We start from the raw sequence: 24540 nt of genomic DNA, 5'->3' as shown, positions 1-24540 counted from the left end.
GCGGCGGCCATGGCGGTAGCGCCGTCGGGCGCGGGGTGAGTGGGCGGTCACCGCTGAGGGCGGCGACGGAGCGAGCGGGGCGGTTCCCCGGCCTGCCCGCCGGGCGGCGGGTTCCCGGCGGTCCAGGGGGCGGGCGGCTCGGCCGGTGCCCCGCTCACGGACCCTTGCGCGTATCGCCATGGGTCCGATCGTCGAACTACGTCCGGTGGTCGGAATTCGATCCCGAATTCCGACCACCAGACGTAACTCGACGAAAACCAGAACGGCCACCCGCTCGGCCCGGCCGCGCACCGGGGCTTCCGCGCCCGCCCGGTAGCCTTCTCGGCATGTCGACCGCCGCCTTCGACCAGATCGTCGTCAATGCCGCCGCCCCCGTCGAGCTCGCCCGGTTCTGGGGCGGGGTCCTCGGGGTCGACCCCGTCGACCGGGGGGACGGGTGGTCCTACCTGCCCTCCGCTCCCGGGCGCCCGCGGATCTCGTTCCAGCCCGACCCCGAGCCCGCCCCCGGCCGGTTCCGGTTCCACCTGGACGTGCGGGTCGACGACATCGCGGACGCCGCGCGCGGGGCCCAGGACCGGGGCGCCACCGTGGAGGGCCCCGTCGTCACCGACGAGCAGGGCTCCTTTCAGCGGATGCTCGACCCCGAGGGCAACGTGTTCTGCCTGACGTCCGGCTGAGCCGCGGGCACGTCCTCGCCCGGCCGGTCCGGAAGGGGGACGCTCCACCGCAGCAGGGTGCCCCCGGTCAGGCTGGGCTCCGCGCTGAACGTGCCGCCCAGGCCCCGGGCGCGCTCCTCCAGGTTGCGCAGGCCGCTGCGCCGCCCGCACGGCTCGATGCCCTTGCCGTTGTCGCTCACGTGCAGGGTGACGCGCGTGTCCACGTCCACCGACACGTGGACCTCGGTGGCGTGCGCGTGCCGGGCCACATTGGACAGCGCCTCGCCCAGGACCGCCAGCAGCTGGTCGGCGACCTGCTCGGGCACCGACGCGTCGATCGGCCCCTCCAGCCGCACCCCCGGCTGGCAGCCCAGTGACCGGGCCGCCCCCTCGGCGGCGTCCAGGATCCGCCCGCGCAACGAGGAGTCGCTGCGCGTCGGCGGGGTCTGCAGCGCGAACACCGTGGAGCGGATCTCCCGTATCGTCTCGTCGAGGTCGTCGATGGTGTGCTGGATCCTGTCCCGCGCCTGCGGCGCGTCCACCAGCCGCAGCGTGCTCATCAGCGTCATCGCCGAGGCGAACATCCGCTGGATGACCACGTCGTGCAGGTCCTTGGCGATGCGGTCGCGGTCCTCCAGCACCACCAGCCGCTCGGCGTCCCGGCGGGCCTCGGCCAGCTCCAGGGCGACCGCCGCCTGCCCCGCGAACGCGTCGATCATGTGCCGGGTGGTGGCCCCGAACGGCGAGCTCACCCCCTTCTTGGCGAGCAGCAGCACCCCGCGCGTGCGGTCCGGGGTGCCCAGCGGCACCAGCAGCCCCGGCCCGAACCCGCGGTGGGTGAGCATGGGGCAGTCGGCGTGCTGGAGGTCCGGGATGGTGACCGCCTCGCCGTGCCGGTACACCGCGCCGCACGCGGTCTGCGACACCGCCAGCGGGGTGCCCAGGATCTGCCCCGCCACCGGCCCGTCGGCGATCCGGGCGACCAGCTCGCGCCCGCGCGGCTCGGGCAGCAGCACCACGGCGATGTCGGCCCCGGCCATCTCGCGGGCGTTGCGGGCCAGCAGCCCCAGCACGTCGTGCGGGTCGTCCCCGGACAGCAGCCGGGTGGTGATGTCGGTGGAGGCCGACAGCCACCGCTCGCGCCGCCGGGTCTCCTCGTACAGCCGCGCGTTCTCGATCGCCACGCCCGCGGCGGTGGCCAGCGCCGTCACCACGGCCTCGTCGTCCTCGTCGAACTGGCCGCCGCCGCGCTTCTCGGTCAGGTAGAGGTTGCCGAAGACCTCGTCGCGCACCTGGATCGGCACGCCCAGGAAGGACCGCATCGGCGGGTGCCCGTCGGGGAACCCGTGCCGGCCGGGGTGGCGGGACAGGTCGCTCAGGCGGAGCGCGCGGCGCTCCCGGGTGGGCACCGCGAGCAGGCCCTCCCCGTGCGGGAACCGGTTCACCCGGGCCGCCTGCTCCTCGGTCAGGCCCACCGGGATGAACTCGCTGAACCGGCCGTCCTCCCCGATGACGCCGAGCCCGGCGTAGCGGGCGTCCACCAGGTCGGCGGCGGCCTGGGTGAGCCGCCGCAGCACCGTGCCCAGGTCGAGCTCGCGGCCGATGGACAGCACGGCCTCCAGCAGCGAGTGCACACGGTCCCGGCTGCTCAGCTCCGTCTGCAGCCGGGCGTTGAGCTCGGCCAGCAGCTCGTCGAGGCTGGTCCGCGGGCGCGGGGTGGCTTCGGGGAGTTCGGGCACGGGTCCTACCTCCGACCGTCACGCTTGCGTTGCGACTCGCTTCCCACCGTGAAAATTACCGGCATTCGTGACGGAGCGTCCCCACGGGTGGTGTCGCCGATCCGTTCCGGTGCCGACCGTGACGGAAAAAATCAGTGATCAGGGTTGTCCGTATAGGGGTTCATGCTACGGTCGCGTTCAGAATCCGGGCCGCTCCGCAGTCCGGCACCCTCCGACCGTATTCCCCCTCCGCTGAATCGAGGACCCGCGATGCGATGCACGGAAAGGCCGGGACGCGCGATGCGCGCGCTGGCCGCCGTGCGCGCCGGAACCGCGGGGACCGCGCGGAGGACCCTGTGCGTCGCCGGGTTCGTGGCGGCCGCCTGGCTGGCGGGGACCGCGGCGGCCTCGGCCGACGACGGCCCCGGCGCGGGCGGCCCGAAGGCCGGCGGTGCGGGCGGCGCCCACGCGTCGGCCCCCGCCGTCCCCGGTGGAGGCGGTCAGGCGGGCAACGGCGGGAACGGTTCGGAGGCCAACGGCGCCGCCGACCGGGTGCAGCAGTCTGCTCCCGCCCCTTCTTCCTCGTCCGGCTCCGCTTCCTCTGGCTCCGGTTCTTCCGGGCAGGGGGCGCCCGCCGCCCCGGCGCCCGCGCCGAAGAGCGCGCATTCGGCTCCGGCGCCGCAGGGCGACGCCGCCCAGGGCGCTCCGGAACAGGCCGTAGGCCCCTCCGGGAACTCCGGCGGGTCCGAAGGCGCGGGCAAGCCCGAGAATGGTGGCAAGCCCGAGAAGGGCGGCAAGGGGTCCCAGGGCCACAAGCCGCGTGGGCCGGTCACCGGAACCGCGGACGCGGCCGTCTCGGCGGTCGGCGGCATGGCCGGGCTGGGCCCCGAGAATCCGAAGGCCGGTAAGCCGAACAAGGCCGCCCACACCGGAAAGGCCGCCCCCGGCGGGAACGCCCCCGGGCGGCTCCTGAACGGGCTCGGCCACGGTGGTGCCGGTGCCCTCGGCGCCGCCGACGTGCCGCGCAAGGCCCTTGGGCTGGCCCGTGACGCCGTCGACGCCGCGGACGCCCGCCCCGGCGGGGACCGGGACGAGCGCGCCGACGGCGGCGACGACCGCGGGCGCCCCGACGCGTCCGACCGGGACGCCGCCGAGGAGGCGTACGTCCACGCCTCCGGCGACTGCCACCACGAACTCGGCTCTCCCGCCCCCGCACCGGTCGGGAAGACCGTCCCCGCGGAGGCCGACGCCCCCGCCGACTCCTCCGGGGCCGACCGCGGCGCTCCCGCCGCCCACCAGCCCTCGCCCTTCGCCGTCGGTGCCTCGGCGTCCGCCGGCGCCCCGCCCGCCGTCGCGGGCTTCCTCCCCGCGGCCGTCGCGCCGCGCCCCTCGGCCGGCCTGACCGGCACCCCCGGCGCCCCCGCCGCAGCCGTGCCCCAGGACCCCGCCGACGAGCCGGGCGTCTCCCCGGACTAGCACCTCCGCCTGACGGGCCGCGTCCCCCCGTGCCGTGAGAGCACGGGCCGATCTGGACGCGGCGTCCCGGCATCCGCCTGGTACCGCACCGCCTGACGTCCCAGTGCCCCAGCGCCCTGGGGGCCGACGTGAGCACCTCCCGCCGGGAGGGTTCACGCCGGCCGGCGGTCCGCCAGACCCGCCGGACGGCCCCGACCCGCAGGATCCCCGCCCACCAGGCGCGGGAGCCCACGGCCGGGGAGCCCGCACCCCACCCACCGAGTGGCCGCGCAGCGCCGGAGGCCGGGCGCACGGCGGCGATCCCCACGTACAGCGACAGACCACACGATCCGGGAAGGATCTCCCATGTTCGAGTTCGCTCGGAAGTCGGCGAAGGCCGTTCTGGTGGCGGCGGGCGCCGCCGGCTTCGCCGCCCTCGGCGCGGGTGCCGCGTCGGCCGCCCCCGTGGCCGCCCCGCAGGCGCTCACCCCGCTCACCGACGCCGCGCCGCTGATGGCCTCTGCGGCGCTGGCGCCGGTCACCGCCCCGCTGGCCGCGGGCGAGGTGCCCGAGATGGCGCGCACCGCCCCCGCGCCCGACACCCGCAACCTGATCCTCGCCGGGTCCGACGCCTCCGGCGCGGGCGGCGCGGTGGGCAAGGGCATGACCGCCCTGGACGGCGCCGTCGACCAGGCCACGGGGCAGAAGCCGGCGGCCGCGCAGCGCCAGAGCGCGCCGGTCGGCGGCCCCCTGGCGGGGAACCCGGCCGCAGGGCTGAACGGGACCGTCCACAGCACCGTGAACCGCGTGCTGAACGGGAACGGGGCGCTGAAGCCGCTCCGGGCCCACCAGTCCGCGCCGCTGGCCGGGAACCCGGTCCCGGGGCTGAACGGGAAGGCGCACAGCACGACCAACCGCGTGCTGAACACCGGCAAGAAGCAGCTCAAGCCGCTGCGCGCGCACCAGAGCGCGCCGCTGGCCGGGAACCCCGCCGCGGGCCACCCGGCGAAGAGCCTGAACGGCCTGGTCCACGGCACGGTCAACAGCACCCCCAAGGGCAACCCCGCCCCCGGCGCCGGGCCCGCCGTGCGCGGGGTGGCGGACACCGTCTCCGACATGGTCGTGGTGGCCGAGCAGGACGACCCGCGCACGCTGACCTCGGCCGAGCAGGGCGCCTCCGGCGACCTGGTGGGCGGCGTCGCCGACCGGGCGGGGGGTGCGGTCGGCACCGTCCTGCCGAACACCTCCGAGGAGCTGACCGCCATGGCCGAGGAGCCCCCGGTCACCGTCGACCGGGGCGGCGTCGCCGACACCGTCGGCGGCGTGTCCGACACGGCGTCGACCGACGAGCTGCCCGCCCCCCGCTCCCTCTCGGCCGAGAGCCTGCCGACGGACGCCGTGACCGAGGGCGGCCTGCCCACGGACGCGCTCCCCACGGACGCGCTGCCCGGCGACACCTTGAACACCGACGTGGCCGAGGGCCTCTCGGTCGGCCCTGAACTGCCCGCTCCCGGTGGGGTCCAGGAGGCGCCCCTGGGCTAGTTCCCCGAGGCCGTGCGTCCCGCGTGTCTCCGTCCACCGCGGGATGCACGACGGCCCTGGGCGGTGCGCGACCGGCTCCGGCGAGCGGGGCGTCCGGTCGGGTTGTGGGGACCCTCCGGACGGAGTTGCCGGAGACCAGGTCGCCCGCTCAGGGCCCCTACTGCCGCCCGCGGTGTCCGCTGGGACCGCGGGCGGCATTCTTTTCCGGGGTTTCGGTCGCTCGTTGCCTCGCTTTCCGCCAGGGCTCCCTGACCGAAACCGGCCCCTGTTCCGGCGGCAAAAAAAGGGGGACCGACCGGTGCGAACCGGTCGGTCCCCCTTTCAGATCGCGTCAGGCCCCGCCCTCTTCGGAGCCCTGCCCGGACGCCTCGCCGGAGCCGCCGTCCCCGTCGTCCTCGCCGCCGCCCTTGTGCGGCTCACCGTGCGGGGAGCCGGGGGTGCCGGAGGAGCCGGTGTCGGTCGGCTCGCCCGTGGCGCTCTCCTCCAGCCAGGCGTCCCACTCGCGGACCCAGAAGCCCCAGCCGTTGTCGACCTCCATCTCGCGCCCGCTGTCGACGATGTCGATCGGGTCGCCGGGAAGGGACTCGTCGTAGATCCACTTGGAGTCCGACACCGCCATGTTCACGCAGCCGTGGCTGGTGTTGGCCTCGCCCAGCATCCCGTTCCACGGGGCGCTGTGCAGGAACTCGCCCGAGTCGGAGATGCGGACCGCGTAGTCCACGACCTCCTCGTAGTAGTTCGGGTCGTCAGGGGAGACGCCGAGCGTGTCGTTGCTCATCCGGTAGTTCGTGTGCTTCTCCATCACCAGGTGCACGCCGCTGCGGGTGATGTAGGTGTGCTGGGTGTTCTGGCCCAGGCTGACCGGGAACTCCTTGAGCTTCTCGCCGTCGCGCTCCACGGTCATGTGGTGCTCGTCGTTGTCGATCTCGACGAGCTGCTCGCGGCCCACCTCGAACTCGATGGAGCTGTTCTCCACCCCGTAGACCCCCTCGGAGGACTGCACCCCCGCCAGGTTCAGGTCGACGGTGACCTTCTGGTGCGGCTCCCAGTACTCCTTGGGGCGGAACACCGCGCGCTTGTCGCCGAACCAGTTCCACGCGCCCTCGGTCGGCTTCTCCGAGACGACGTCCATGGCGGCCTCGACCCGGTCCTTGTTCTCCACCGGCATGTCGAAGTCGATGACGACGGGCATGCCCACGCCGACCGTCTGCCCGTCGAGCAGCCGCCGCGCACGGGTGTCGGTCTTGACCTCCAGGCGCTGCCCCTCGACCGCGGGCTCCACCGTGAAGCGGCTGACCGCCTCGGTCTCCTCCCCGTCGGCGTTCTCGGCCACCGCCGTCACCGTCACGTCCGAGCCGGGCCTCAGCGTCCAATCGCTGTTCCACTCGCTCTTCTTCTCGTTCAGCGACCCGGTCATCGAGGTGTCGGCCTCGCCTTCGCCCCCGGGGTCGGCCTGCTCCACCACCACGTCGGTGATCGCGCCGTTCTCGGCGCTCACGGTGATGGGGGCGTCCGGGGCGACCGTCTCGGCCCCGTCCTCGGGGCCGATGGCCACCTCGGCCGGCTCGGCGGCGCCGGTCAGGTCGCCCTCGTCGCCGCCGGAGGTGCAGGCGGTCGCGGCGAGGACGACCGCCGCGGCGCCCAGCGCCGACAGGCGGCGGGGGGACAACAGGACGGGGCGGGGAGTCACTGGGGGTCCTCCATGTCGTCGGTGCGGGGCGGGGCGGGTGCGTCCTGAGGGGCGGACGGCACTCCGTGCCCGTTCTGATCCCGCTTCGGGGGATTCGGTTCGAAAGGCGCGGAAGTTTCCCGGTTCCATTCCACCAAAACCGGGCGCCTCCCGCGGTGCGGGGGGTGGCGGGCGGCCGGTTCCGGCCGCCCGGCGGTCACGGTGCGTCGTCGCCGGTCCCCTGGCCGAGGCCGTCGCTGCACGGGTCGGCGGTGGCGTCCCGGCCCTGGAGGCCGTCCTGCGGAGCGGCGTCCGAGCCGTCGTCGGCCAGGGCGGACATCGGCACCACGCCGGGGCCGTCCTGGGCCTCCGAGGACGAGGGCTCGGCGCCCGGGGCGGGGGACGGCTCGGCCTCGGGCGGGTCCGACGGGCCGCCGCCGGGCTCCCCGCCGTCCTCGCCGCCCTCCTCGGGCGATGGGCTCCCGAGCGCCTCGGGGTCGCGGTCCTCCTTGATGGCGGCGAAGAGGTCGGCCGCCTCCTGCTCGCGCCAGACGACCCGGTTCGGGTCGCTGGGCGCCTGCGCCCACGGCACGGTGTAGAAGCCGATCTCGCCCATGTCCGCCTCGGCCAGGGTGGAGGCCAGCGAGACGAGCTTGTCCAGGGACAGGGCGCTGTCGGTCGCGGTGTGCTCGGAGATCGAGCGCAGCAGGCCGTCCAGCCGCGCGGGGTCGGTCAGCACACCGCCCTCGGTGACCTCGGAGGCCAGCGCCCCCAGGAACATCTGCTGGCGGTCGATGCGGCCGATGTCGCCGCCGTTGCCGATCTCGTAGCGGGCCCGCACGAACGCCAGCGACTGCTCTCCGTCCAGCGTCTGCTCCCCGGCCTCCAGGTCGAGCTGGGCGCGCTCGTCGTGCATCGGCTCGGGGATGCACATCCGGACCCCGCCGACGGCGTCGACCATGTCCCGGAACCCCACGAAGCTCAGGTGGACGAAGTGGTCGATGCGCACGTCGGTCAGGGACTCGACGGTCTTCACCGCGCACGGCGGGCCGCCGTGGAACAGCGCCGCGTTGATCATCCCGTAGTAGCCGGGCGTGCCCTCGGCCTCGCCGTAGGCGTCGCACTCGGGCAGCCGCACCAGCGAGTCGCGCGGGACGTTCACCACGGTCACCCGGCTGTCCGGGGAGATGTGCGCGAGCATCAGCGCGTCGGAGCGCTCGCCGACGAAGTCCTTGCCGCCGTAGGCGGCGTTGCCGCCCTCGCGGTCGTCGGAGCCGATGAACAGGATGTTGACGTCGTCCCCGATCTTCTCGGGGCGCTCTTCGCCGTCCAGGGCGGCGTCCAGGTCGTGCTGGACCATGTCGGAGCGGAGCGAGCGGTAGTAGCCGTAGGCACTGGCGGCCCCGGCGGCGAGCACGAGGGCGAGGGCGGCGGCGGTCCAGCCGAGTACGCGGGCGAGCCGCCTGCGGCGGCGCCCCGGGTCCGGGGCCTGCTCCGGGGCCTGCGGGGACGGCTCGCCCCCATCGGGGCGGGTGGCGTCATCGGGCATCGGTGGGGATCTTCTCGACGTGAGCGTTGGACGGGGGTCCGTGCGGGTCGCGCCGCCGAGTGCGGGGGAGGGCCGACAGGACACGGGCGGACCATGGCGCGGCGGTGGGGAACGTCCTCCGCGGGTGAGCCGATCCTATGAGATGGACGGTCGAAAATGCGCGTGGGGGATGCCCGTATTCGGAATCGTTGCGCGGAATCCCGGGGGAAAATCCGCGGGGCGCGCCCTGTCCGGGCGCGCCCCGCGCGGGCTCCGGGCCGCGGTCAGCCCTTGCGCGCGTACAGCCCGTCCGCCAGGTACACCAGGGCGGCCGCCACGACGATCTGCGCGACCAGGACGAAGATCCAGAACGTCGAGAGCAGTGAGGCGAGCCAGCCGCCCACGAACGCGGCGATGATGCCCAACAGCAGCGTGATCCACAAGGACAAGTGCTGCTTCCCGGGCACGACCATGCGGCCCAACGCCCCGATGATCAGTCCAACGACGATGGTCTGAATGGTGATCCACAGCCACTCCACGGCGTTCCCCCCTTCATCGCACCGGATGGGCCGGCTCAGGGTGTTCCTTTCCGCGATGGCCCCGGGGAATGTGTCCCCAAGGCCGCTTTTGTCGCTGTTGAAAACGCTGTGACCTGGGCTTTTAGAGTCTGGTCGAAGGATGTGGCGGTGGGGTGAGGGCGGTCGGCACCATGGGGAGGGCGTGACCGCGCCGAACCCGACTCGCCGCACCGCGTGCAGGACGGGCACACGGGACGGCGTGCGTGTTCGCCGGACCCGGCCGGGGGCAGGGATGGGGGTGCCCCCGGCCGGAACATCCGCCGGACCTCACGGACGCCGTCCGGCGCCGAGCAGCTCGGCGCCGGCCGTGGTCAGGGTGTGCAGGACGTGGTTGCGGTCGCGGGTGCTGACGATCAGCCCCGCCTCGCGCAGCACGCGGGTGTGGTGGCTGGCCGCCGCCGGCGAGATGTGCAGCCGCGCCGCCAGCTCGTTGGTGGTCACCCCGTCGGCGACCGCCGTCAGCGCCGCCGCCCGGGTGGCGCCGAGCAGGTTGCCCAGCACCCGCTCCTCGCCCGAGGTCAGCAGGTTCTCCTTGCGGGTGCGGTACACGCCGTTGTGCATCGGGTAGACGAGCACCGGCGGCAGCTCCGGGTCGGCCAGCGCCACCGGGTACTTCCAGCAGAAGTAGGACGGGATCAGCCGCAGTCCGCGCCCGCGCAGGTACAGGTCGATGTCGTGGTCGCCGGGGTAGACGACGCTGAGCACCGGCTGCTCCCAGCGCATGAGCGGCTCGAAGCCGTGCAGCAGGCCGTGCACGCCGCCGTTGAGCACGTCCCGGGACCGGCGCACCCGGTCGGCGTCGACGTCGGCGTGCAGGTCGTTCCAGAACGGTTCCAGCGCGACGTTCCGGTAGGCGCGGAGGCTCTCGGCGAGCTCTTTGCGGGCCCGCCGGTCGCCGTCGGCCAGCGAGCGCGCCCACGCGCCCAGGCCGTCGCCCATGGTGGCCACGATGCCGAGCTGGGCGTCGAGCTCTTCGCGGGGCAGCCCCTCGATCGCCTCCACCGCGGCCTCGAAGCCGTCCTGTCCCTCTTCGGGGGTGAGGAAGTCGGGGAAGTACATCGACTGCGGGGCGATGGGGATGAGCCGGTTCTTCACGTCGGGGGTCAGGCCCGAGGAGGCGAGGCGTTCCCGGGCGGAGGAGTACCAGCGGTCGACGAGGGTGCGGCCCCGGCGGTTCTGCAGCCGGTGCAGGCTGAGGACGAGTTCCCACATGGGGTCGGCGCCGGCCGCGACACTGGTGCGGGCGAGGTCTGCGTCGGTGAAGTGGATGCGCAGCATCGGTGTCTGAGTCTCCGCGATGGCCGGGCGGGATGCGCCCATCGTGACAGGTCAGAGCCCCTCGCCACCAGTCGGAGCAGGGTCGTGGCGGGTCAAGGGGCGCCTCTGTGTTCCTTATGCGGTCAGACGCGGCCGGTGGTTTCGGCGTTCCCGTCATCGTCCCCGAACGAACGGCCGTTCGTCCTGGGATGAACGGATCACTCGTTCCAGAAGTCGCTGTCCTCGGGGTCCTTGGTGCGGGCCTTGGCCCGCGGGCGGCGGCCCGGCTTGCGGGTGGACGAGGACTCCGCGGACCCGGAGGAGCCTGAGGAGCCCGAGGAGGTGGACGCCGCGGAGCCGGTGGCCGGTTCCTCCCCGGCGCCGGCGGACCCGGCCGGGGCCTTCGCGGGCTCGGCGGGGGCCGCGGAGGCCGCGGGGACGCGCCCCGGAAGCGACCCCGAGCGGATGCTCAGCGCCTCGTCCTCCACCTCCAGCATCTTCTGCATGGCCTGCGGGGCGGCGGGGACCTTCTCACCGCGGAAGTGGGCCCCCAGCACCTCCAGGGCGTGGTCGCAGAGCATCCGTCGCCCCGGCGCGGCGCGCTGGCCGCTCAGCTCCTGCAGCTCGGTCAGGTGGAGCTCGCGCAGCAGCCGCACCGCGTCGCGGATGCGCTCGCGGGTCCGGCGGTCGGCCAGGGCCACCGCCAGCGTCTCGGCCTCGGCCAGCCCCTCCGAGGGGCCCTCGCCCATCAGCGCGGCGTCGCGTTCGGCGATGAACAGTCCGGTCAGGCGGCGGGTGGACTCGCGGGCGGCCGTCCTGGCCTCGCCGCGGTTGGCGTGGCGGGTCTGCAGCCAGGTGACGGTCGCGCTGCTGGCGAGGCTCACGGCGCCGCCGGTCAGCACGAGGAGGAATTCGTCCATGGCGTTCTCCAAAGAAGGGGGAGCGGGTGGTGCGGCAGCATTCGCGAGTCGGGGGCGAATTGTCAAGTTTCTTGGGCCTTCTTCGGGCCCAGAACACGTGGAGAGCCGCCCTCGTCCACCATCCCCGCTCCACGGGGAGCCCCCCGTGCCGGATGTCCTCTTCCGCGCCGCGTGCGAAAAGGTGAGGGGGAGGGCCGGACGGCCCTCCCCCTCGGTGTGGCTGGTCCTCAGGTCAGTGCGCCACGGCCTTCTCGGCCCCGGCGCCGGTGAGCGAGCGGACCTCCATCTCCGCCTGCTTCTCCGGGTCGGCCTTGTCCTTGGACAGCATGGTGCCCAGCCAGCCCAGCAGGAACGACAGCGGGATGGACACCAGGCCCGGGTTGCTGAGCGGGAACAGGGCGAAGTCCGCGCCGGGGACCATCGCCGTCTCGCTGCCCGACACCGCCGGGGAGAAGATGATCAGCACGATCGCGGCGGACAGGCCGCCGTACATGCTCCACAGCGCGCCGGTGGTGTTGAACCGCTTCCAGAACAGCGTGTACAGGATCGTCGGCAGGTTGGCCGAGGCCGCCACCGCGAACGCCAGCGCCACCAGGAAGGCGACGTTCTGGTTCTTGGCCAGGATGCCCCCGGCGATCGCGCAGGCGCCGATCACCAGCGCGGTGATCCGGGCCACCTTCACCTCGTTGATCGCCGAGGAGTCCTTGCCCCGGCGGATCACGTTGACGTAGACGTCGTGCGCGAAGGAGGCCGAGGCGGTGATGGTCAGACCGGCGACGACCGCCAGGATCGTCGCGAACGCCACCGCGGCGATGAACCCGAGCAGCAGCGGGCCGCCCAGCGCCAGCGCCAGCAGCGGTGCCGCCGCGTTCGCCCCGCCCGGCGCCGAGGAGATCTCCTCGGGCCCCACCAGCGCGCCCGCGCCGTATCCGAGCACCAGGGTGAACAGGTAGAACAGGCCGATCAGGGAGATCGCCCAGACGACCGAGCGCCGGGCCTCCTTGGCGGTGGGCACGGTGTAGAACCGCATCAGCACGTGCGGCAGGCCCGCGGTGCCCAGCACCAGGGCCAGCGCCAGGGAGATGAAGTCCAGCTGGGTCAGCGTGTTCTCGCCGTACTTGGCGCCGGGGGCCAGCAGGTCCTGGCCCTTGCCGTCGGGCTGCGCCGCCGCCTGGCCGAGCACCTCGGACAGGTTGAAGCCGTACAGCCCGAGCACCCACACCGTCATCACCAGCGCGCCGGCGATGAGCAGGCCCGCCTTGATGATCTGCACCCAGGTGGTGCCCTTCATGCCGCCGATGAGGACGTAGAGGATCATCACCACGCCGACCACGGCGATCACGATGGCCTGGCCGACCTCGCCCTCGATGCCCATCAGCAGGTTGACCAGGCTGCCCCCGCCGGCCATCTGGGCCAGCAGGTAGAAGAAGGAGACCGCGAGGGTGGCCAGCGCGGCGGCGGCGCGGACCGGGCGCTGGCGCATCCGGAAGGCCAGCACGTCGCCCATGGTGAACTTGCCGGTGTTGCGCAGCAGCTCGGCCACCAGCAGCAGCGCCACCAGCCAGGCGACGAGGAAGCCGATGGAGTACAGGAAGCCGTCGTAGCCGTTGATCGCGATGGCGCCGCAGATGCCCAGGAACGAGGCGGCCGACAGGTAGTCCCCGGCGATCGCGAAGCCGTTCTGCGAGCCGGTGAAGGAGCGCCCGGCGGCGTAGTAGTCGGCGGCGGTGTTGGTGTTGCGGCTGGCGCGGAAGACGATGAAGAGGGTCACCGCCACGAACGCGCCGAAGATGCTCATGTTGAGCACCGGGTTGATCTCGCTCATCGGTCCTCCCCCTCGCCGTCGGTGGGCTCCGCGGCGGACGTGCCCTCGATCCGCCCGCGCAGGCGGTCGGCGATGGGGTCCAGCCGCCGGTTGGCGTAGCTCGCGTACAGGCCGGTGATCACGAAGGTCGTCACGAACTGCAGCAGGCCGAAGACGATGCCGACGTTGACGTTCCCGGCCACGGGGGCGGCCATGAAGCCGGGGGCGTACACCGCCAGCAGTACGTACAGCAGGTACCAGGCGAGGAAGAACGCGGTGAGGGGGAACACGAAGACCCGGAGGCGCCGCCGGAGCTCGGTGAACTCCGGCCCCGCCTGGACCTCGCGCCACTGGTCGCCGGGTCCCCCTCCGACGTCGCGCTCATAGCCGGTTCCGGTCACGCTGCACCTCCAGGGGATGGGTGAATGTGCTCCACGCCACAGTAGGGAGGGGGTGGTCGGCCGCGTAACCTGTCGGGGGCGGAAGCGCTCCCGCGTGCGCCGAGCGGTCGATGAGCGGTCGGCGCGGCGCGACGAACGGTGGGCCCCTGGAGCCGTTCGGCCCTACCGGTACGGTCCCCGACCTCGCCGGGTCCGGTCCCGCGGTCACCCGGCGGTCACTCCGCGGTCCGCGCCGGGGCGTCGCTCCGCACCGGGGCGCTGCTCCTCCCGGCCGACCGGCCGCTGAGCTCGGCGTCAAGCGTCTCCTGCGCCACGCGCATGCCCGCGGCGTAGGACGGCTCCCCGAGGCGCCGCCACACCTCGGCCTCGGAGACGTCCTCCATGTGGGCGGTCACCCACCAGATGTTGCCGAAGGGGTCCTTGACCCGGCAGCCGCGCTGCCCGAACGCGTTGTCGTCCATGGGGGTGACCAGCACGCCGCCTGCGGCGAGCGCCCGCGCGCACGCCTCGTCGGCGTCCGGGACGAACACGCGCAGCAGGCCGGGCAGGGGCGGCCAGTCCTCGTTCCGGTCGAAGGCCAGGACCACGGTATCCCCGACACGGATCTCCCCGTGGCCGATCCGGCCGTCCTCGGTCGGCACCCGTCCGATCTCCTCGCCGCCGAACGCCTCGGCGACGAAGTCGAGGAAGGCCCCCGTGTCGCCGGTGACCACCCAGGGGGCGACGGAGGTGTACCCCGCGGGTGCCGCACCGGTCCTCTGCTCGTCCATCGTTCTCCTCTTCGCCTCCGGCCGTCGGTCCGTCCTCCACCGGGGAGGTCCGGGGACGACGGTAGAGACGATCGAGGACGAAGTATGTCCGCGATGATTCGGGGCCTCTGGAGCGGTGCCGTCCTCAGCGCAGGGACGGCCCGCGGTGGTCGTCGTCCAGGTGCAGCCGGAGCACCGCCGTGCGCGCCCATGCCGGGGGGCGCCCGGCCAGCGACACCGCCACCATCACCGCGAACGCCAGCGGGACCGTCCACGGCGCGGGCTGGGCCACCAGCACCCCCGCCCACCCCGGGACGTCCGGGCCGAACAGCGCCACCGCGATCGCCCCGGACGAGGCCGCCAGCCCGGCCGCGACCCCGGCCAGGGCCCCCGCCGGGGTCAGCCGCCGCCACCCGATGCCCAGCACCAGCAGCGGGCAGAACGTCGAGGCCGCCACCGTGAAGCCCCAGGTGACCAGGATGCCCGCGTCGATCCCGGCGGCGAACAGGGCCGGCGGCACCGCCACCGCCGCCGCCCCCAGCACCGCCGCGCGCAGCCGCCGCAGCCCGCCGGGCAGAAGGTCGTGCGCGACCGCCCCGGCCACCACCAGCAGCAGCCCCATCGAGGTGGCCAGGAACGCGGCGAACGCCCCCGCGGTCAGCAGCGCCGTCAGCACCGTCCCCTGCCACCCCTGGTCCACCTGGGCGGGCAGCGCCACCACCGCCGTGTCGGTGGCCCCGGACAGGTACAGGTGCGGCACCAGCACCCGGGCCAGCGCGCCGTACACCCCCGGGAACAGGTAGAACACCCCCAGCAGCGCCACCGTGATGGCGGCGGTGCGGCGCGCCGAGCGCCCGTCCGGGCTGGTGTGGAAGCGCATGATGACGTGCGGCAGCCCCATCGTGCCCAGCACCGTGGCGGTCAGCACCGACAGCGTGGACAGCAGCGGGTACCCGTCCCCGACGGTCGCCAGCAGCGGCCGGTGCCAGTCGGGCCCACCCGGCGGGGCGCTGCCCAGCACCGACGGCACCCGGCCGCCCTCCTCGAACACCAGCGTGCGCCCCGCGCCCACCCGGTGCTCGCCGACGGCCGCCTTCCACCGGGTGCCGTCCCGCTCGGTGATCACCACCGGCTCCTCCACCCGCAGCACCGCCCCGGTCCGGAAGGAGACCGACGTGTCGCGCTCGAACCGGGTGTACTCGCCCGGCTCCACCGCCTGGGCGCGCACGTCCGGCCCGGCCAGCGCCAGCAGCCACAGCGCCGGGACGATGAACAGCACCAGCTTCAGGCAGAACTGGAAGGCCTGCACGTAGGTGGCGGCGCGCATGCCGCCCAGCGCCAGCGCGGTGGCCACCACCGCCCCGGCGATCACCACCCCCACCCAGTAGGGGGTGGGGCTGACCGCGCTGAGCACCAGCCCGGCGGTGCGCAGCTGCGGCACCAGGTACAGCCCGGCCACCACCAGCACCACCACCGCGCCCAGCCGCCGCAGCCAGGGCGAGCCCAGCCGCGCCTCGGCGAAGTCGGGCACGGTCAGCGCCCCCGACCGGCGCATCGGGGCGGCCACCAGCACCAGCATCGCCAGGTACCCGGCGGCGAACCCGACCGGGTACCACAGGGCCCCGGCGCCGTCCTTGAGCATCAGCCCGGCCACCCCGAGGAAGGAGGCGGCCGACAGGTACTCCCCCGACACCGCCGCCGAGTTGAGCAGCGGCGACACCCGGCGGGAGGCGACCAGGAAGTCGGAGGTGGTGCGCATGGCGGCCACCCCGCGCAGCCCGATGGCCAGGGTGGCGAGCAGCAGCGGGACCAGCGCGGCGAAGGCGACCATCAGCGTCCGCGCTCGATCCGCTCGGCGCGCAGCAGCTGCCACAGGCCCACCGCCGCCATCGCCGGGTACGGCACGGCGCCGATGACGAGCCAGGAGGCGGGGACGCCCAGCAGGCGCGCCGCGTCCAGGTCGGGGCGGGCCCACAGCAGCACCGGCAGCCCGACCAGGATCAGCCCGGTCAGCAGCAGCGCGGCCGCCGCCTGGCGGCGCTGGCGGCGCAGCAGGTGTTCGGCGCGCTCGGCGTCGGCCGGGTCCAGGCGGGCCACCCGCCAGCGGCCGCGGGCCCGGCCGCGGGCGTGCGCGAGGCGGGTCTGCGGGCTGGTGACCGCCACCCGGCGGGGCCGGTCCATCAGGCGGATCCGACCGGTCCGCCGCGGGCCGCCTGCAGCAGCCGCTCGCGCAGCTCGCGGGCGTGGCGGCGGCTGACCGGCACGTCGCCCACCTCGGTGCGGGCCAGGAGCTGGCCGGCGGTGTCGCTGTGCAGCTCGCGCACCGCGTCCAGGGCCACCAGGAAGCCGCGGTGCACCCGGCTGAACCCGCACGGCGCCCAGTACTCCTCCAGCCGGGACAGCGGCATCCGCACCAGGTGGGCGCCGCCGCGGGTGTGCAGCCGCACGTAGTCGCCGTTGGCCTCGGCGTAGAACACCTCGGTGCGGCGCACGTACCGGGTGCGCCCGGCGGTCTCCACCGGCAGCACCGGCAGCGGGTCGGGGTCGGGGCGGGGGGCCCGGCCCGGCGGGGCCGCCTCGGGGGCGCTCCGCACGGCGCGGGACACCTTGTCCAGGGCGGCGGCGAGCCGTTCGGCGCGCACGGGCTTGAGGAGGTAGTCGACGGCGCCGATGCCGTAAGCGGTGACAGCGTGCCGCTCGTGGGCGGTGACGAACACGATCGCGGGCGGCTCGCTGAGCCGGGACAGCAGTGAACCCAACTCCAGGCCGTCCAGGCCGGGCATGGAGATGTCCAGGAAGACGGCGTCGAAACGCCCGGCCTGGATCTGCTTCAGCGCGCCGATGGGGTCGTCGGCGGTGGCGGTCTCGGCGACGTCGGGGGAGGCGTCCAGCAGGCGGGCGAACTCCTCAAGGGCGGGCCGCACGTCGTCGACGGCGAGGACGCGCAGCCGCGCGGTGGGGTGGTGTGCCGGCGTCACGGCAGCACCCCCGGCTGGAAGCGGGGGACGCGCACCACGACCCGGGTCCCGGCGCCCTCCTCGGTCTCCACGACGAGGCCGTACCAGGGGCCGTAGACGTGGCGCAGGCGCCGGTCGACGTTGGCCAGGCCCACGGCGTCGGAGTCCTCGCGCCCCCCGGACAGCACCTCCCGGGCGAGCTCGGGGGGCATGCCGGGGCCGTCGTCCTCCACGCCGATCACGCAGTCGTTGCCCTCGGCCTCCCCGGACACCTGCACGAGGCCGGGGCCGCCGCCGGGCTCGACGCCGTGCCGCACGGCGTTCTCCACCAGCGGCTGGAGCACCAGGTAGGGCACGGCGACGCCGAGGACCTCGGGGGCGACCCGGACCTGCACGCGCAACCGGTCGCCCAGGAGCGCGCGCTGGAGCGCCAGGTAGGTCTCGATGGCGTGGAACTCCTCCGACACGGTGGTGTAGTCGCCGTGCCGGGCCAGGCTGTAGCGGGTGTAGTCGGCGAAGTCGAGCATGAGCTCCTGGGCGCGGTCGGGGTCGGAACGCACGAGTGAGGCGATCACGGTGAGGGCGTTGTAGACGAAGTGCGGGGAGATCTCGGCGCGCAGCGCGCGGAACTCGGCCTGGGCGGCGCGCTCAGCGGAGGCCTCCAGGCGCCCGCTCTCCAGCGCGCGGGCGACGAGCAGCGCCGCCTCCCGGACCGCCCGAGCGCTGACGTCGCCGTGGACCAGCAGGACGCCGGCGAGGTCGTCACCGGCGTGCAGGGGGGCGGCCTGCAGGGGAGGGGTGCCGCGGGAGGCCTCCCCGCGCAGCACGGCCTCCAGCAGCGGCGCGGTGTCGGCGTGTTCGGCGGGACGGCCGGACCAGATCGGCTGCCCGGACAGGTCGGCGAGTGCCAGTCCGCGCGCGCCCAGCAGGTGCCGCAGGTGACGGGCGGCGCCACGGCTCCCGGGGCCGTTGAGCCCGTGTTTGAGCCGCTCGGACACGCTCCGCGCCGCGACCAGGGTTGCGGTCGACTGGGTGTGGTCGGTCCGGGCGAGGAGCGGAGGCATGACTTTCTTCCAGCGTCTTGGGTGTCGGAGGTGCCACAGGGTGCGGTGACAAGGGCGGGGTGATGTAGGACACCAATGTCTATGGATTCTAGGTGGCGACACTCGGCGAAGGGAGAGCGGGATGCCGACGAACTGGGACATTGCCCCCACAGGTGTGCATGGGCCGGAGGCGGCGGAGGTACTTCGGGAGTACTACAGGGACATCGTCGGCCGCTACTACGGCCGCACGGCGACGGAGGCGGAGATCGACGCGGCGATGGCGGAGGAGCCGAGCGGAGCCCTGGCCCCGCCGGAGGGACTGTTCCTGGTGGCCCGCGCTCCGGACCGGACTTCGGCGGGTCCGATGGGATGCGTGGGCCTGCACTGGTTCGACGGCGGCAGGATCGCGGAGATCAAGCGCCTGTTCGTGGCCCCGGCGGTACGCGGACTCGGAGGCGGGGTGCGGCTGCTGGAGGCGATCGAGAAGGCGGCCAAGGAAGGCGGCGCCACCCTCGCGCGGCTGGACACGCGAAGCGACCTCGTAGAGGCGAGGAGGCTGTACGAGGCGAACGGCTACCAGGAGGTGGCCCCGTTCAACGAGGGGGCTTACGCCGAGCACTGGTTCGCCAAGCAGCTCTAGCCCTGGACCACTCGAGCGGAGCCGGAACCTGCACGGATGCGGATGCCCGATCCAGCGGCCCTGCTCGTTTCGTGGGGCATGGGGGCATCCCCACCACCTGCCGCGCCGCCCGATGCGACGGGGGTTCAGGTTCTATCCCCACCGTCCGTGGGCGCGTGGCCATTCTCGCTTGGCGGGCCCACCCCGCCCCAGGGCGTGCGGTGGTTCAGATCGGTGCCCCCCTCGCGGTCGGCGAAGGCGGAGCGGAGCAGCAGGCCCCCGCTCACGGACCCCGGCCGGGCGGGTCAAGCGCAAGGCGGCGGCGAAGGCCGGCGGCCCTCGCCGCAGCGTCGTCGGGCGCGGCGCGTGTGCGTGGTCGCCGAGATCGGCAGCGACGGAGTGAGCTAGGCGGTTCCCTGATCTTGCCTGCCGTCCGCCACGCCCCTCGCGGTCCGGGTGAGCGGGGCGGCTGAGCAGGTCCCCCGCTCTCGGTCCCCGGCCGGGCGGCGGCCCACCGGAGTGCGGGGTGGGAGGCGGCGGCGACGAAGGCCGGCGGCCCTACCTGCAGCGTTATCGGGCGCCGGGCGTGCGGGTGGTCGCTGTGATGGGCGGCGGCGGAGGGAGCCAGGCGCTTCCCCGCCCCCGCCTGCCGGGCGGGGGCCGGGGGTCGCGCTCTCCGTCGCCCGGGACGGCCGCCGGGCCTGCGCGATGACCCCCAACAGGGCCGTGACCTGGGCGAACACTTCGCGTTACATACGGGAGGGGGCGGGAAGCGCGCTCCGCGACGCCCGCGAAGGCCCCTGGGCGACGAACACGGCGATACCAGAACGGGATTCGGGAACAGGATGCCTGGTTCATCCACGTTTGCGTGGCCCGGATCGCCGCTCGGCACGGCCGCGTGGCCGCCCGGACGCCTCGGCCGCACACCCGGGGCTCGCTCTGGTCCGATATCGGCTACACGCAGTGACGCCGAGCCTGGCAAACGGCCCTGGCATGCCGTTTTGTCCCTCACTGACACCGAATCCCGTTCTGGTGTTGCGATGGCCGCGCACCCGCATCGCCCGCACGGCCGGTCCGGCCGTCGAACAGGGCCCGGGAGGCACTCCGGCGCCCCGGGAACCGGGCGAACCGGACACCGGGCCGGTGGCGGCTCGACCGGAACCCCCGATCCGGGCGCCACAGGCGGCCCGGGGCCATCCTGGGTGGCGGAACCGACGCCCGTTCAGCCCCGAAGCGTCGATTTCACGACGCGGGATCGCCGGAGCCCTCACTTCACGCCCGAAGTGTTCGGTTGTGCGCCATCTGACCCGCCGCTCCTGCGGTCCGGGGCAGCAGGGGTGGCGGTTCCACCACCCAACCGCCTCCGAAATGGCCCTTTCACCGCACTCGGTCCCCGAACCACCCCACCCGAGCCCGAAATACCCGGAACACGCCCCCCGGGCCCGCCGGACGGCCGAGGCCCGCAAGCGGGGCACCAGTCGAGCCGCCCACCCGGACCGCGAGCGACCCGCCGCCTGGCGGACAGCGCCGGGGGACCGCCCCGCTGTCCCCGTCGCCGCCCTCCGCCCACGCCCTGGCGGCCCACGACTCGGCCGACTCCCGTAAGCGGGGCACCTGCTCTGCCGTCGCTGTCGAACACGGGACCGCGCATGTGTCCGGTGTCCGGCCCCGTTCGCTCGCGCCTCGCTCCGCTCGCTCGGCGTCGGTGGTCCTCACCTGCGGTGATCGTTCGGCGCGCAGTGAAGTCGCTCTTGTGTTCATGTGGGAGTCATGCTTAAACTCACAGATAACCACATAGAAACACAGGAGAAACCACATGTACGGGGAAGAGCGGCGCCGGGCGATCCTGGAGCGGGCCCGGGAGGACGGGCGGGTGGAGGTCGCCGCGCTCGCCGAGGAGTTCGACGTCACCCACGAGACGGTGCGGCGCGACCTGACCGCCCTGGAACGCTCCGGTGCCGTCCGGCGGGTGCACGGCGGCGCCATCCCCATCGAGCGCATGGGCTTCGAGCCCGCCCTTCCCCAGCGCGACACCCTGATGGCCGCCGAGAAGGACCGCATCGCCGAGGCCGCGCTCGCCGAACTCCCCGAGGAGGGCACCGTCCTCCTCGACGCCGGGTCCACCACCCGCCGCCTCGCCGAGCGCCTCCCCCCGGGCCGCGAGCTCACCGTCGTCACCAACTCGCTGCCCATCGCCGCGCTGGTCTCCGGCCGCCCCGGCATCACCCCCCTGCTCATCGGCGGCCGGGTGCGCCCGCGCACCCAGGCCGCCGTGGGCGGGTGGGCCCTTCGGGTGCTGGAGGAGGTCTACGTCGACGCCGCCTTCATCGCCACCAACGGCGTCTCCGCCGAGCGCGGCCTGACCACCCCCGACACCGCCGAGGCCGAGGCCAAGCGCCGGATGGTGCGCGCCGCCCGCCGCGTGGTCCTGCTGGCCGACCACACCAAGGTGGGCGACGACCGCTTCGCCCGCTTCGCCGACCTCGCCGACGTCGACTGCCTGGTCACCGACACCGGCCTCGCCCCCCGTCTGGCCGACGAACTGGGCGCGGCCGGGCCGCGGGTGGTGCTGGCATGATCACCACCGTCACCGCCAACCCCAGCGTCGACCGGACGCTGGAGGTCGACGCGCTCGTCCCCGGCGAGGTGCTGCGCGCCCGCGGGTGGGCCACCGAACCCGGCGGCAAGGGCGTGAACGTCTCCCGCGCCCTGCACCGCAACGGCCTCGGCACCACCGCGCTGCTCCCGCTCGGCGGCGCCCCCGGCCGCGAGCTCGCCGCGCTCCTGGCCGAGCACGGCGTCCCCTGCGAACGGGTCGACGTGGCCGCCCCCACCCGCAGCAACGTCACCCTCACCGACGCCGCCGGGACCACCACCAAGGTCAACATGCCCGGGGCGCCGCTCACCCCCGGCGAGACCGCCGCCCTCGTGGACGCCGCCGAGGCGCTGCTGGCCGCGGGCCCCCGCTGGCTGGTGGCGGCCGGGAGCCTCCCGGCGGGCGCCCCCGACGACCTGTACGCCCTGCTGGCCCGCGCCGCCGCCCGGTACGGCGTCCCCGTCGCGGTGGACACCTCCGGTCCCGCCCTGCGCGCCGCCGTCGAGGGCGGCGGCGTCGACCTCCTCAAACCCAACGAGGCCGAACTGGCCGAACTGGTCGGCGCGGAGCTGTCCACCGTCGGCGACGCGGTGGCCGCCGCCCGCCGCGCCCTGGCCCCCGGAAACGGCGCGGTGCTGCTCACCCTGGGACGGCACGGCGCCCTGCTGGTCGACCAGGGCGGCGCCGCCTGGGCGGGCGGCCCGGCGCTCGCCCCGCGCAGCAGCGTGGGCGCCGGCGACTGCGCCCTCGCCGGGTACCTGTCCTCCTCCGGCCCGCCGCACGAGCGGCTGGCCGCCGCCGTCGCCTGGGGCCGCGCCGCCGCGGCGCTGCCCGGAAGCACCGTCCCCGGACCCGGCGACCTGCACCCGGAGCTGGTGCACGTCGTCCCCGATCCCGCACCCGACCTGCTCATCAAGGAGCTGTGAGCCATGGCGCTGTTCCGCAGGCGCATCCCTGCATCCGAGGCCGCCGCATCCGACCCGGCCGCGCCCGGGGCCACCGGGTCCGGGACCGCCGAACCGGCGGCCGCCGCGCCCGAGGGCGTACCGCCGCTCGCCACCGCGGCCACCGTCCGCACCGGCATGCGCCCCGCCGACCGCGACGAGGCGGTGCGCGAACTGGCCGCCGCCCTGCACGGCGCCGGACGCGTCACCGACCTGGAGGGCTTCCTGGCCGACGTCGCCGCGCGCGAGGCCCAGATGCCCACCGGCATGCCCGGCCGTGTCGGCCTCCCGCACGCCCGGTCCGCCCACGTCACCGCCCCCGCCCTGGCCGTCGGCACCGTCCCCGGCGGCGTCGACTGGGGCGGGCCCGACGGGGACGCCGTCCTCGTCTTCCTCATCGCCGCCCCGGAGGGCGGCGGCGAGGCCCACATGACCATCCTCGCCTCCCTGGCCCGGCGCCTGATGCACGCGGAGTTCCGTGACGCGCTGCTGCAGGCCCCGGACGCCGCCGCGGTGGCCGAGATCGTGAACAGGGAGGTGTCGGCGCCATGAGATTCGTCGCCGTCACGTCGTGCCCCACGGGCATCGCCCACACCTACATGGCCGCCGAGGCCCTGGAGCAGGCCGCCGCCCGCGCCGGGCACGAGATCCAGGTGGAGACCCAGGGCGCGGCGGGGAGCCCGCCGCTGTCGGCGGAGGACGTCGCCGCGGCCGACGCCGTGGTCTTCGCCGCCGACCTGGAGGTCCGCGACAAGGACCGGTTCGCGGGCAAGCCCTTCGTCGACGTCGGCGTGAAGGCGCCGATCGCCGACGCCGACGCGGTCCTGGAGCGCGCGGCCGCCGCCGCGCGCGAGGCCCCCGCACCGGCCCCCGCCGACGCGGGTCCGGCGGGCGGCTCCGCTCCCGCACCGGCCACCAAGGTCGAGTCCGGGGCCGGGGTGGGCACCCGCATCCGCCAGTGGCTGATGACCGGCGTGTCGTACATGATCCCGTTCGTCGCGGCCGGGGGCATCCTCCTCGCCCTGGCCTTCATGATCGGCGGCTACGGGATCGCCGACGCCCAGCCGGCCGACGTCGTCGAGGGATTCGACCCGCTGTCCGCGACCGAGTGGGGCGCCCTGCTCTTCCTCACCGGCTCGGCGGTGTTCGGGTTCCTGGTGCCCGTCCTGGCCGGGTTCATCGCCTTCGCCATCGCCGACCGGCCCGGCCTGGTGCCCGGCTTCCTCGGCGGCGCGGCCGCCGTCACCGTGGGCGCCGGGTTCCTCGGCGGCCTGGTGGCGGGCTTCCTCGCCGGGTTCGTCGCCCTGGGCCTGACCCGGCTCAAGGTGCCCTCCGCGATCCGCAGCATCATGCCGGTCGTGGTCACCCCGCTGGTGGCGTCGTTCGTCACCGGGCTGGCGATGTTCGTCGTGCTGGGCCGTCCGCTGGCCGCGCTCATGGGCGGGCTGACCGACTGGCTCGGCTCGCTGACCGGTGGCAGCCTCCTCCTGCTGGGGGCGCTGCTCGGCGCCATGATGGCCTTCGACATGGGCGGGCCGCTGAACAAGACCGCCTACACCTTCGCCACCGCCGGGCTGACCGCCGTCGGCGCGGGCGCCTCCGGTGCGCACGTGGAGTTCACCGTCATGGCGGCGGTGATGGCCGCCGGGATGACGCCGCCGCTGGGGCTGGCCCTGGCCACGGTGGTGCGCCGGAAGGCGTTCACCACGGCCGAGCGGGAGAACGGCAAGGCGGCCTGGGTGCTCGGCGCGTCCTTCATCACCGAGGGCGCCATCCCCTTCGCCGCCGCCGACCCGCTGCGCGTCATCCCCGCCATCATGGCCGGGTCGGCCGTGACCGGCGCGCTGACCGCCGGGTTCGGCGCCACCCTGCGGGCGCCGCACGGCGGCATCTGGGTGACGCCGTTGATCGGCCATCCGCTGCTGTTTCTGGCCGCGCTGGCCGTCGGAACGGTCGTGACCACAGGCGCGGTGCTGGCGCTGAAGAGCGTCGGCCGCCGGGAGCAGGCGCCGGCCGTCGAACCCGCCCAGGCCGCCGCGGCCTGACCCGTGCCCCGACTCACGCGACCCCCTCGCCGTCCCTGATCACCGATGTCCCGGAGGAG

Annotated in this window: 21 protein-coding genes; 8 read left to right on the top strand and 13 right to left on the bottom strand. The window is 74.6% G+C overall.

The features are described 5' to 3' along the window. Positions 1 to 326 precede the first annotated feature (326 nt). Positions 327 to 677 (top strand): VOC family protein, encoded by a 351-nt coding sequence (locus O4U47_RS17995; protein WP_270679050.1) that lies wholly within the window; start codon positions 327 to 329, stop codon positions 675 to 677. On the opposite strand, the gene O4U47_RS17990 is transcribed toward O4U47_RS17995, so the two are convergent. Further along, entirely contained in the window at positions 626 to 2395 is a 1770-nt protein-coding gene (locus tag O4U47_RS17990; RefSeq protein ID WP_270679049.1) for a sensor histidine kinase, read from the bottom strand. The two genes, O4U47_RS17995 and O4U47_RS17990, sit on opposite strands and share 52 nt — an antisense overlap. 249 nt (positions 2396 to 2644) lie before the next feature. Here O4U47_RS17990 and O4U47_RS17985 point away from each other — a divergent pair, with 249 nt between their 5' ends. Together O4U47_RS17985 and O4U47_RS17980 are read left to right on the top strand one after the other, a co-directional pair. Then, entirely contained in the window at positions 2645 to 3850 is a 1206-nt protein-coding gene (locus O4U47_RS17985; RefSeq protein ID WP_270679048.1) for a hypothetical protein, read from the top strand. A 345-nt stretch (positions 3851 to 4195) separates the two neighbouring features. Further along, positions 4196 to 5371 carry a hypothetical protein gene (locus O4U47_RS17980; protein WP_270679047.1) on the top strand — a complete coding sequence of 392 codons (1176 nt, stop codon included), beginning with the start codon at positions 4196 to 4198 and terminating at the stop codon, positions 5369 to 5371. A gap of 331 nt (positions 5372 to 5702) precedes the next feature. Here the strand turns inward: O4U47_RS17980 and O4U47_RS17975 are convergent, their stop codons facing one another. The 12 genes from O4U47_RS17975 to O4U47_RS17920 form a co-directional block, all read right to left on the bottom strand. After that, positions 5703 to 7061, bottom strand: coding sequence for a L,D-transpeptidase (locus tag O4U47_RS17975; RefSeq protein WP_270679046.1), 1359 nt, complete (start codon positions 7059 to 7061; stop codon positions 5703 to 5705). 196 nt (positions 7062 to 7257) lie between these two features. Then, entirely contained in the window at positions 7258 to 8589 is a 1332-nt protein-coding gene (locus O4U47_RS17970; protein WP_270679045.1) for an LCP family protein, read from the bottom strand. 263 nt (positions 8590 to 8852) lie between these two features. Continuing rightward, entirely contained in the window at positions 8853 to 9098 is a 246-nt protein-coding gene (locus O4U47_RS17965; protein WP_270679075.1) for a GlsB/YeaQ/YmgE family stress response membrane protein, read from the bottom strand. Positions 9099 to 9413: 315 nt separating this feature from the next. Continuing rightward, positions 9414 to 10466 carry an ArsR/SmtB family transcription factor gene (locus tag O4U47_RS17960; RefSeq protein WP_270679044.1) on the bottom strand — a complete coding sequence of 351 codons (1053 nt, stop codon included), beginning with the start codon at positions 10464 to 10466 and terminating at the stop codon, positions 9414 to 9416. Positions 10467 to 10621: 155 nt separating this feature from the next. Next, positions 10622 to 11323 carry a hypothetical protein gene (locus tag O4U47_RS17955; RefSeq protein ID WP_270679043.1) on the bottom strand — a complete coding sequence of 234 codons (702 nt, stop codon included), beginning with the start codon at positions 11321 to 11323 and terminating at the stop codon, positions 10622 to 10624. Between the two features lie 232 nt (positions 11324 to 11555). After that, complete coding sequence (locus O4U47_RS17950) at positions 11556 to 13148, bottom strand: solute symporter family protein (RefSeq protein WP_270679042.1); 1593 nt, start codon at positions 13146 to 13148, stop codon at positions 11556 to 11558. Beyond that, positions 13145 to 13528 (bottom strand): DUF485 domain-containing protein, encoded by a 384-nt coding sequence (locus O4U47_RS17945; RefSeq protein WP_270679041.1) that lies wholly within the window; start codon positions 13526 to 13528, stop codon positions 13145 to 13147. Before O4U47_RS17945 ends, O4U47_RS17950 begins: the two co-directional genes overlap by 4 nt. A gap of 215 nt (positions 13529 to 13743) precedes the next feature. Continuing rightward, positions 13744 to 14298, bottom strand: coding sequence for a VOC family protein (locus tag O4U47_RS17940; protein WP_270679040.1), 555 nt, complete (start codon positions 14296 to 14298; stop codon positions 13744 to 13746). A gap of 124 nt (positions 14299 to 14422) precedes the next feature. Next, on the bottom strand, positions 14423 to 16108 hold the full coding sequence (locus O4U47_RS17935; RefSeq protein ID WP_270679039.1) for a sodium/solute symporter: 1686 nt from the start codon (positions 16106 to 16108) through the stop codon (positions 14423 to 14425). After that, entirely contained in the window at positions 16108 to 16458 is a 351-nt protein-coding gene (locus tag O4U47_RS17930) for a hypothetical protein (protein ID WP_270679038.1), read from the bottom strand. Before O4U47_RS17930 ends, O4U47_RS17935 begins: the two co-directional genes overlap by 1 nt. Continuing rightward, complete coding sequence (locus O4U47_RS17925) at positions 16458 to 17255, bottom strand: LytR/AlgR family response regulator transcription factor (RefSeq protein WP_270679037.1); 798 nt, start codon at positions 17253 to 17255, stop codon at positions 16458 to 16460. The genes O4U47_RS17930 and O4U47_RS17925 overlap by 1 nt, the downstream gene beginning before the upstream one ends. Further along, positions 17252 to 18298, bottom strand: a complete 1047-nt coding sequence (locus O4U47_RS17920) for a sensor histidine kinase (RefSeq protein ID WP_270679036.1) — start codon at positions 18296 to 18298, stop codon at positions 17252 to 17254. Before O4U47_RS17920 ends, O4U47_RS17925 begins: the two co-directional genes overlap by 4 nt. Before the next feature lie 121 nt (positions 18299 to 18419). Here O4U47_RS17920 and O4U47_RS17915 point away from each other — a divergent pair, with 121 nt between their 5' ends. From O4U47_RS17915 to O4U47_RS17895, 5 genes are all read left to right on the top strand, one after another. Further along, positions 18420 to 18917: a GNAT family N-acetyltransferase gene (locus tag O4U47_RS17915; RefSeq protein WP_270679035.1), complete on the top strand. Its 498-nt coding sequence runs from the start codon at positions 18420 to 18422 to the stop codon at positions 18915 to 18917. Positions 18918 to 20712: 1795 nt separating this feature from the next. Continuing rightward, on the top strand, positions 20713 to 21474 hold the full coding sequence (locus O4U47_RS17910; RefSeq protein WP_270679034.1) for a DeoR/GlpR family DNA-binding transcription regulator: 762 nt from the start codon (positions 20713 to 20715) through the stop codon (positions 21472 to 21474). After that, the gene (locus tag O4U47_RS17905) at positions 21471 to 22418 is read left to right on the top strand and encodes a 1-phosphofructokinase family hexose kinase (protein ID WP_270679033.1); all 948 of its coding nucleotides are present in this window, start codon (positions 21471 to 21473) and stop codon (positions 22416 to 22418) included. Before O4U47_RS17910 ends, O4U47_RS17905 begins: the two co-directional genes overlap by 4 nt. Positions 22419 to 22421: 3 nt before the next feature. Then, positions 22422 to 22988: a PTS sugar transporter subunit IIA gene (locus O4U47_RS17900; protein WP_270679032.1), complete on the top strand. Its 567-nt coding sequence runs from the start codon at positions 22422 to 22424 to the stop codon at positions 22986 to 22988. Then, on the top strand, positions 22985 to 24481 hold the full coding sequence (locus O4U47_RS17895) for a PTS fructose transporter subunit IIC (protein WP_270679031.1): 1497 nt from the start codon (positions 22985 to 22987) through the stop codon (positions 24479 to 24481). The genes O4U47_RS17900 and O4U47_RS17895 overlap by 4 nt, the downstream gene beginning before the upstream one ends. The last annotated feature ends 59 nt before the right edge of the window (positions 24482 to 24540 follow it).

The sequence above is a fragment of the Nocardiopsis suaedae genome, from assembly GCF_027706745.1.
GTDB classification, from domain to species: domain Bacteria; phylum Actinomycetota; class Actinomycetes; order Streptosporangiales; family Streptosporangiaceae; genus Nocardiopsis_A; species Nocardiopsis_A suaedae.
The sequence above is the reverse complement of the archived record's forward strand: the minus strand, read 5'-3'. Positions and strand labels throughout refer to the sequence as shown.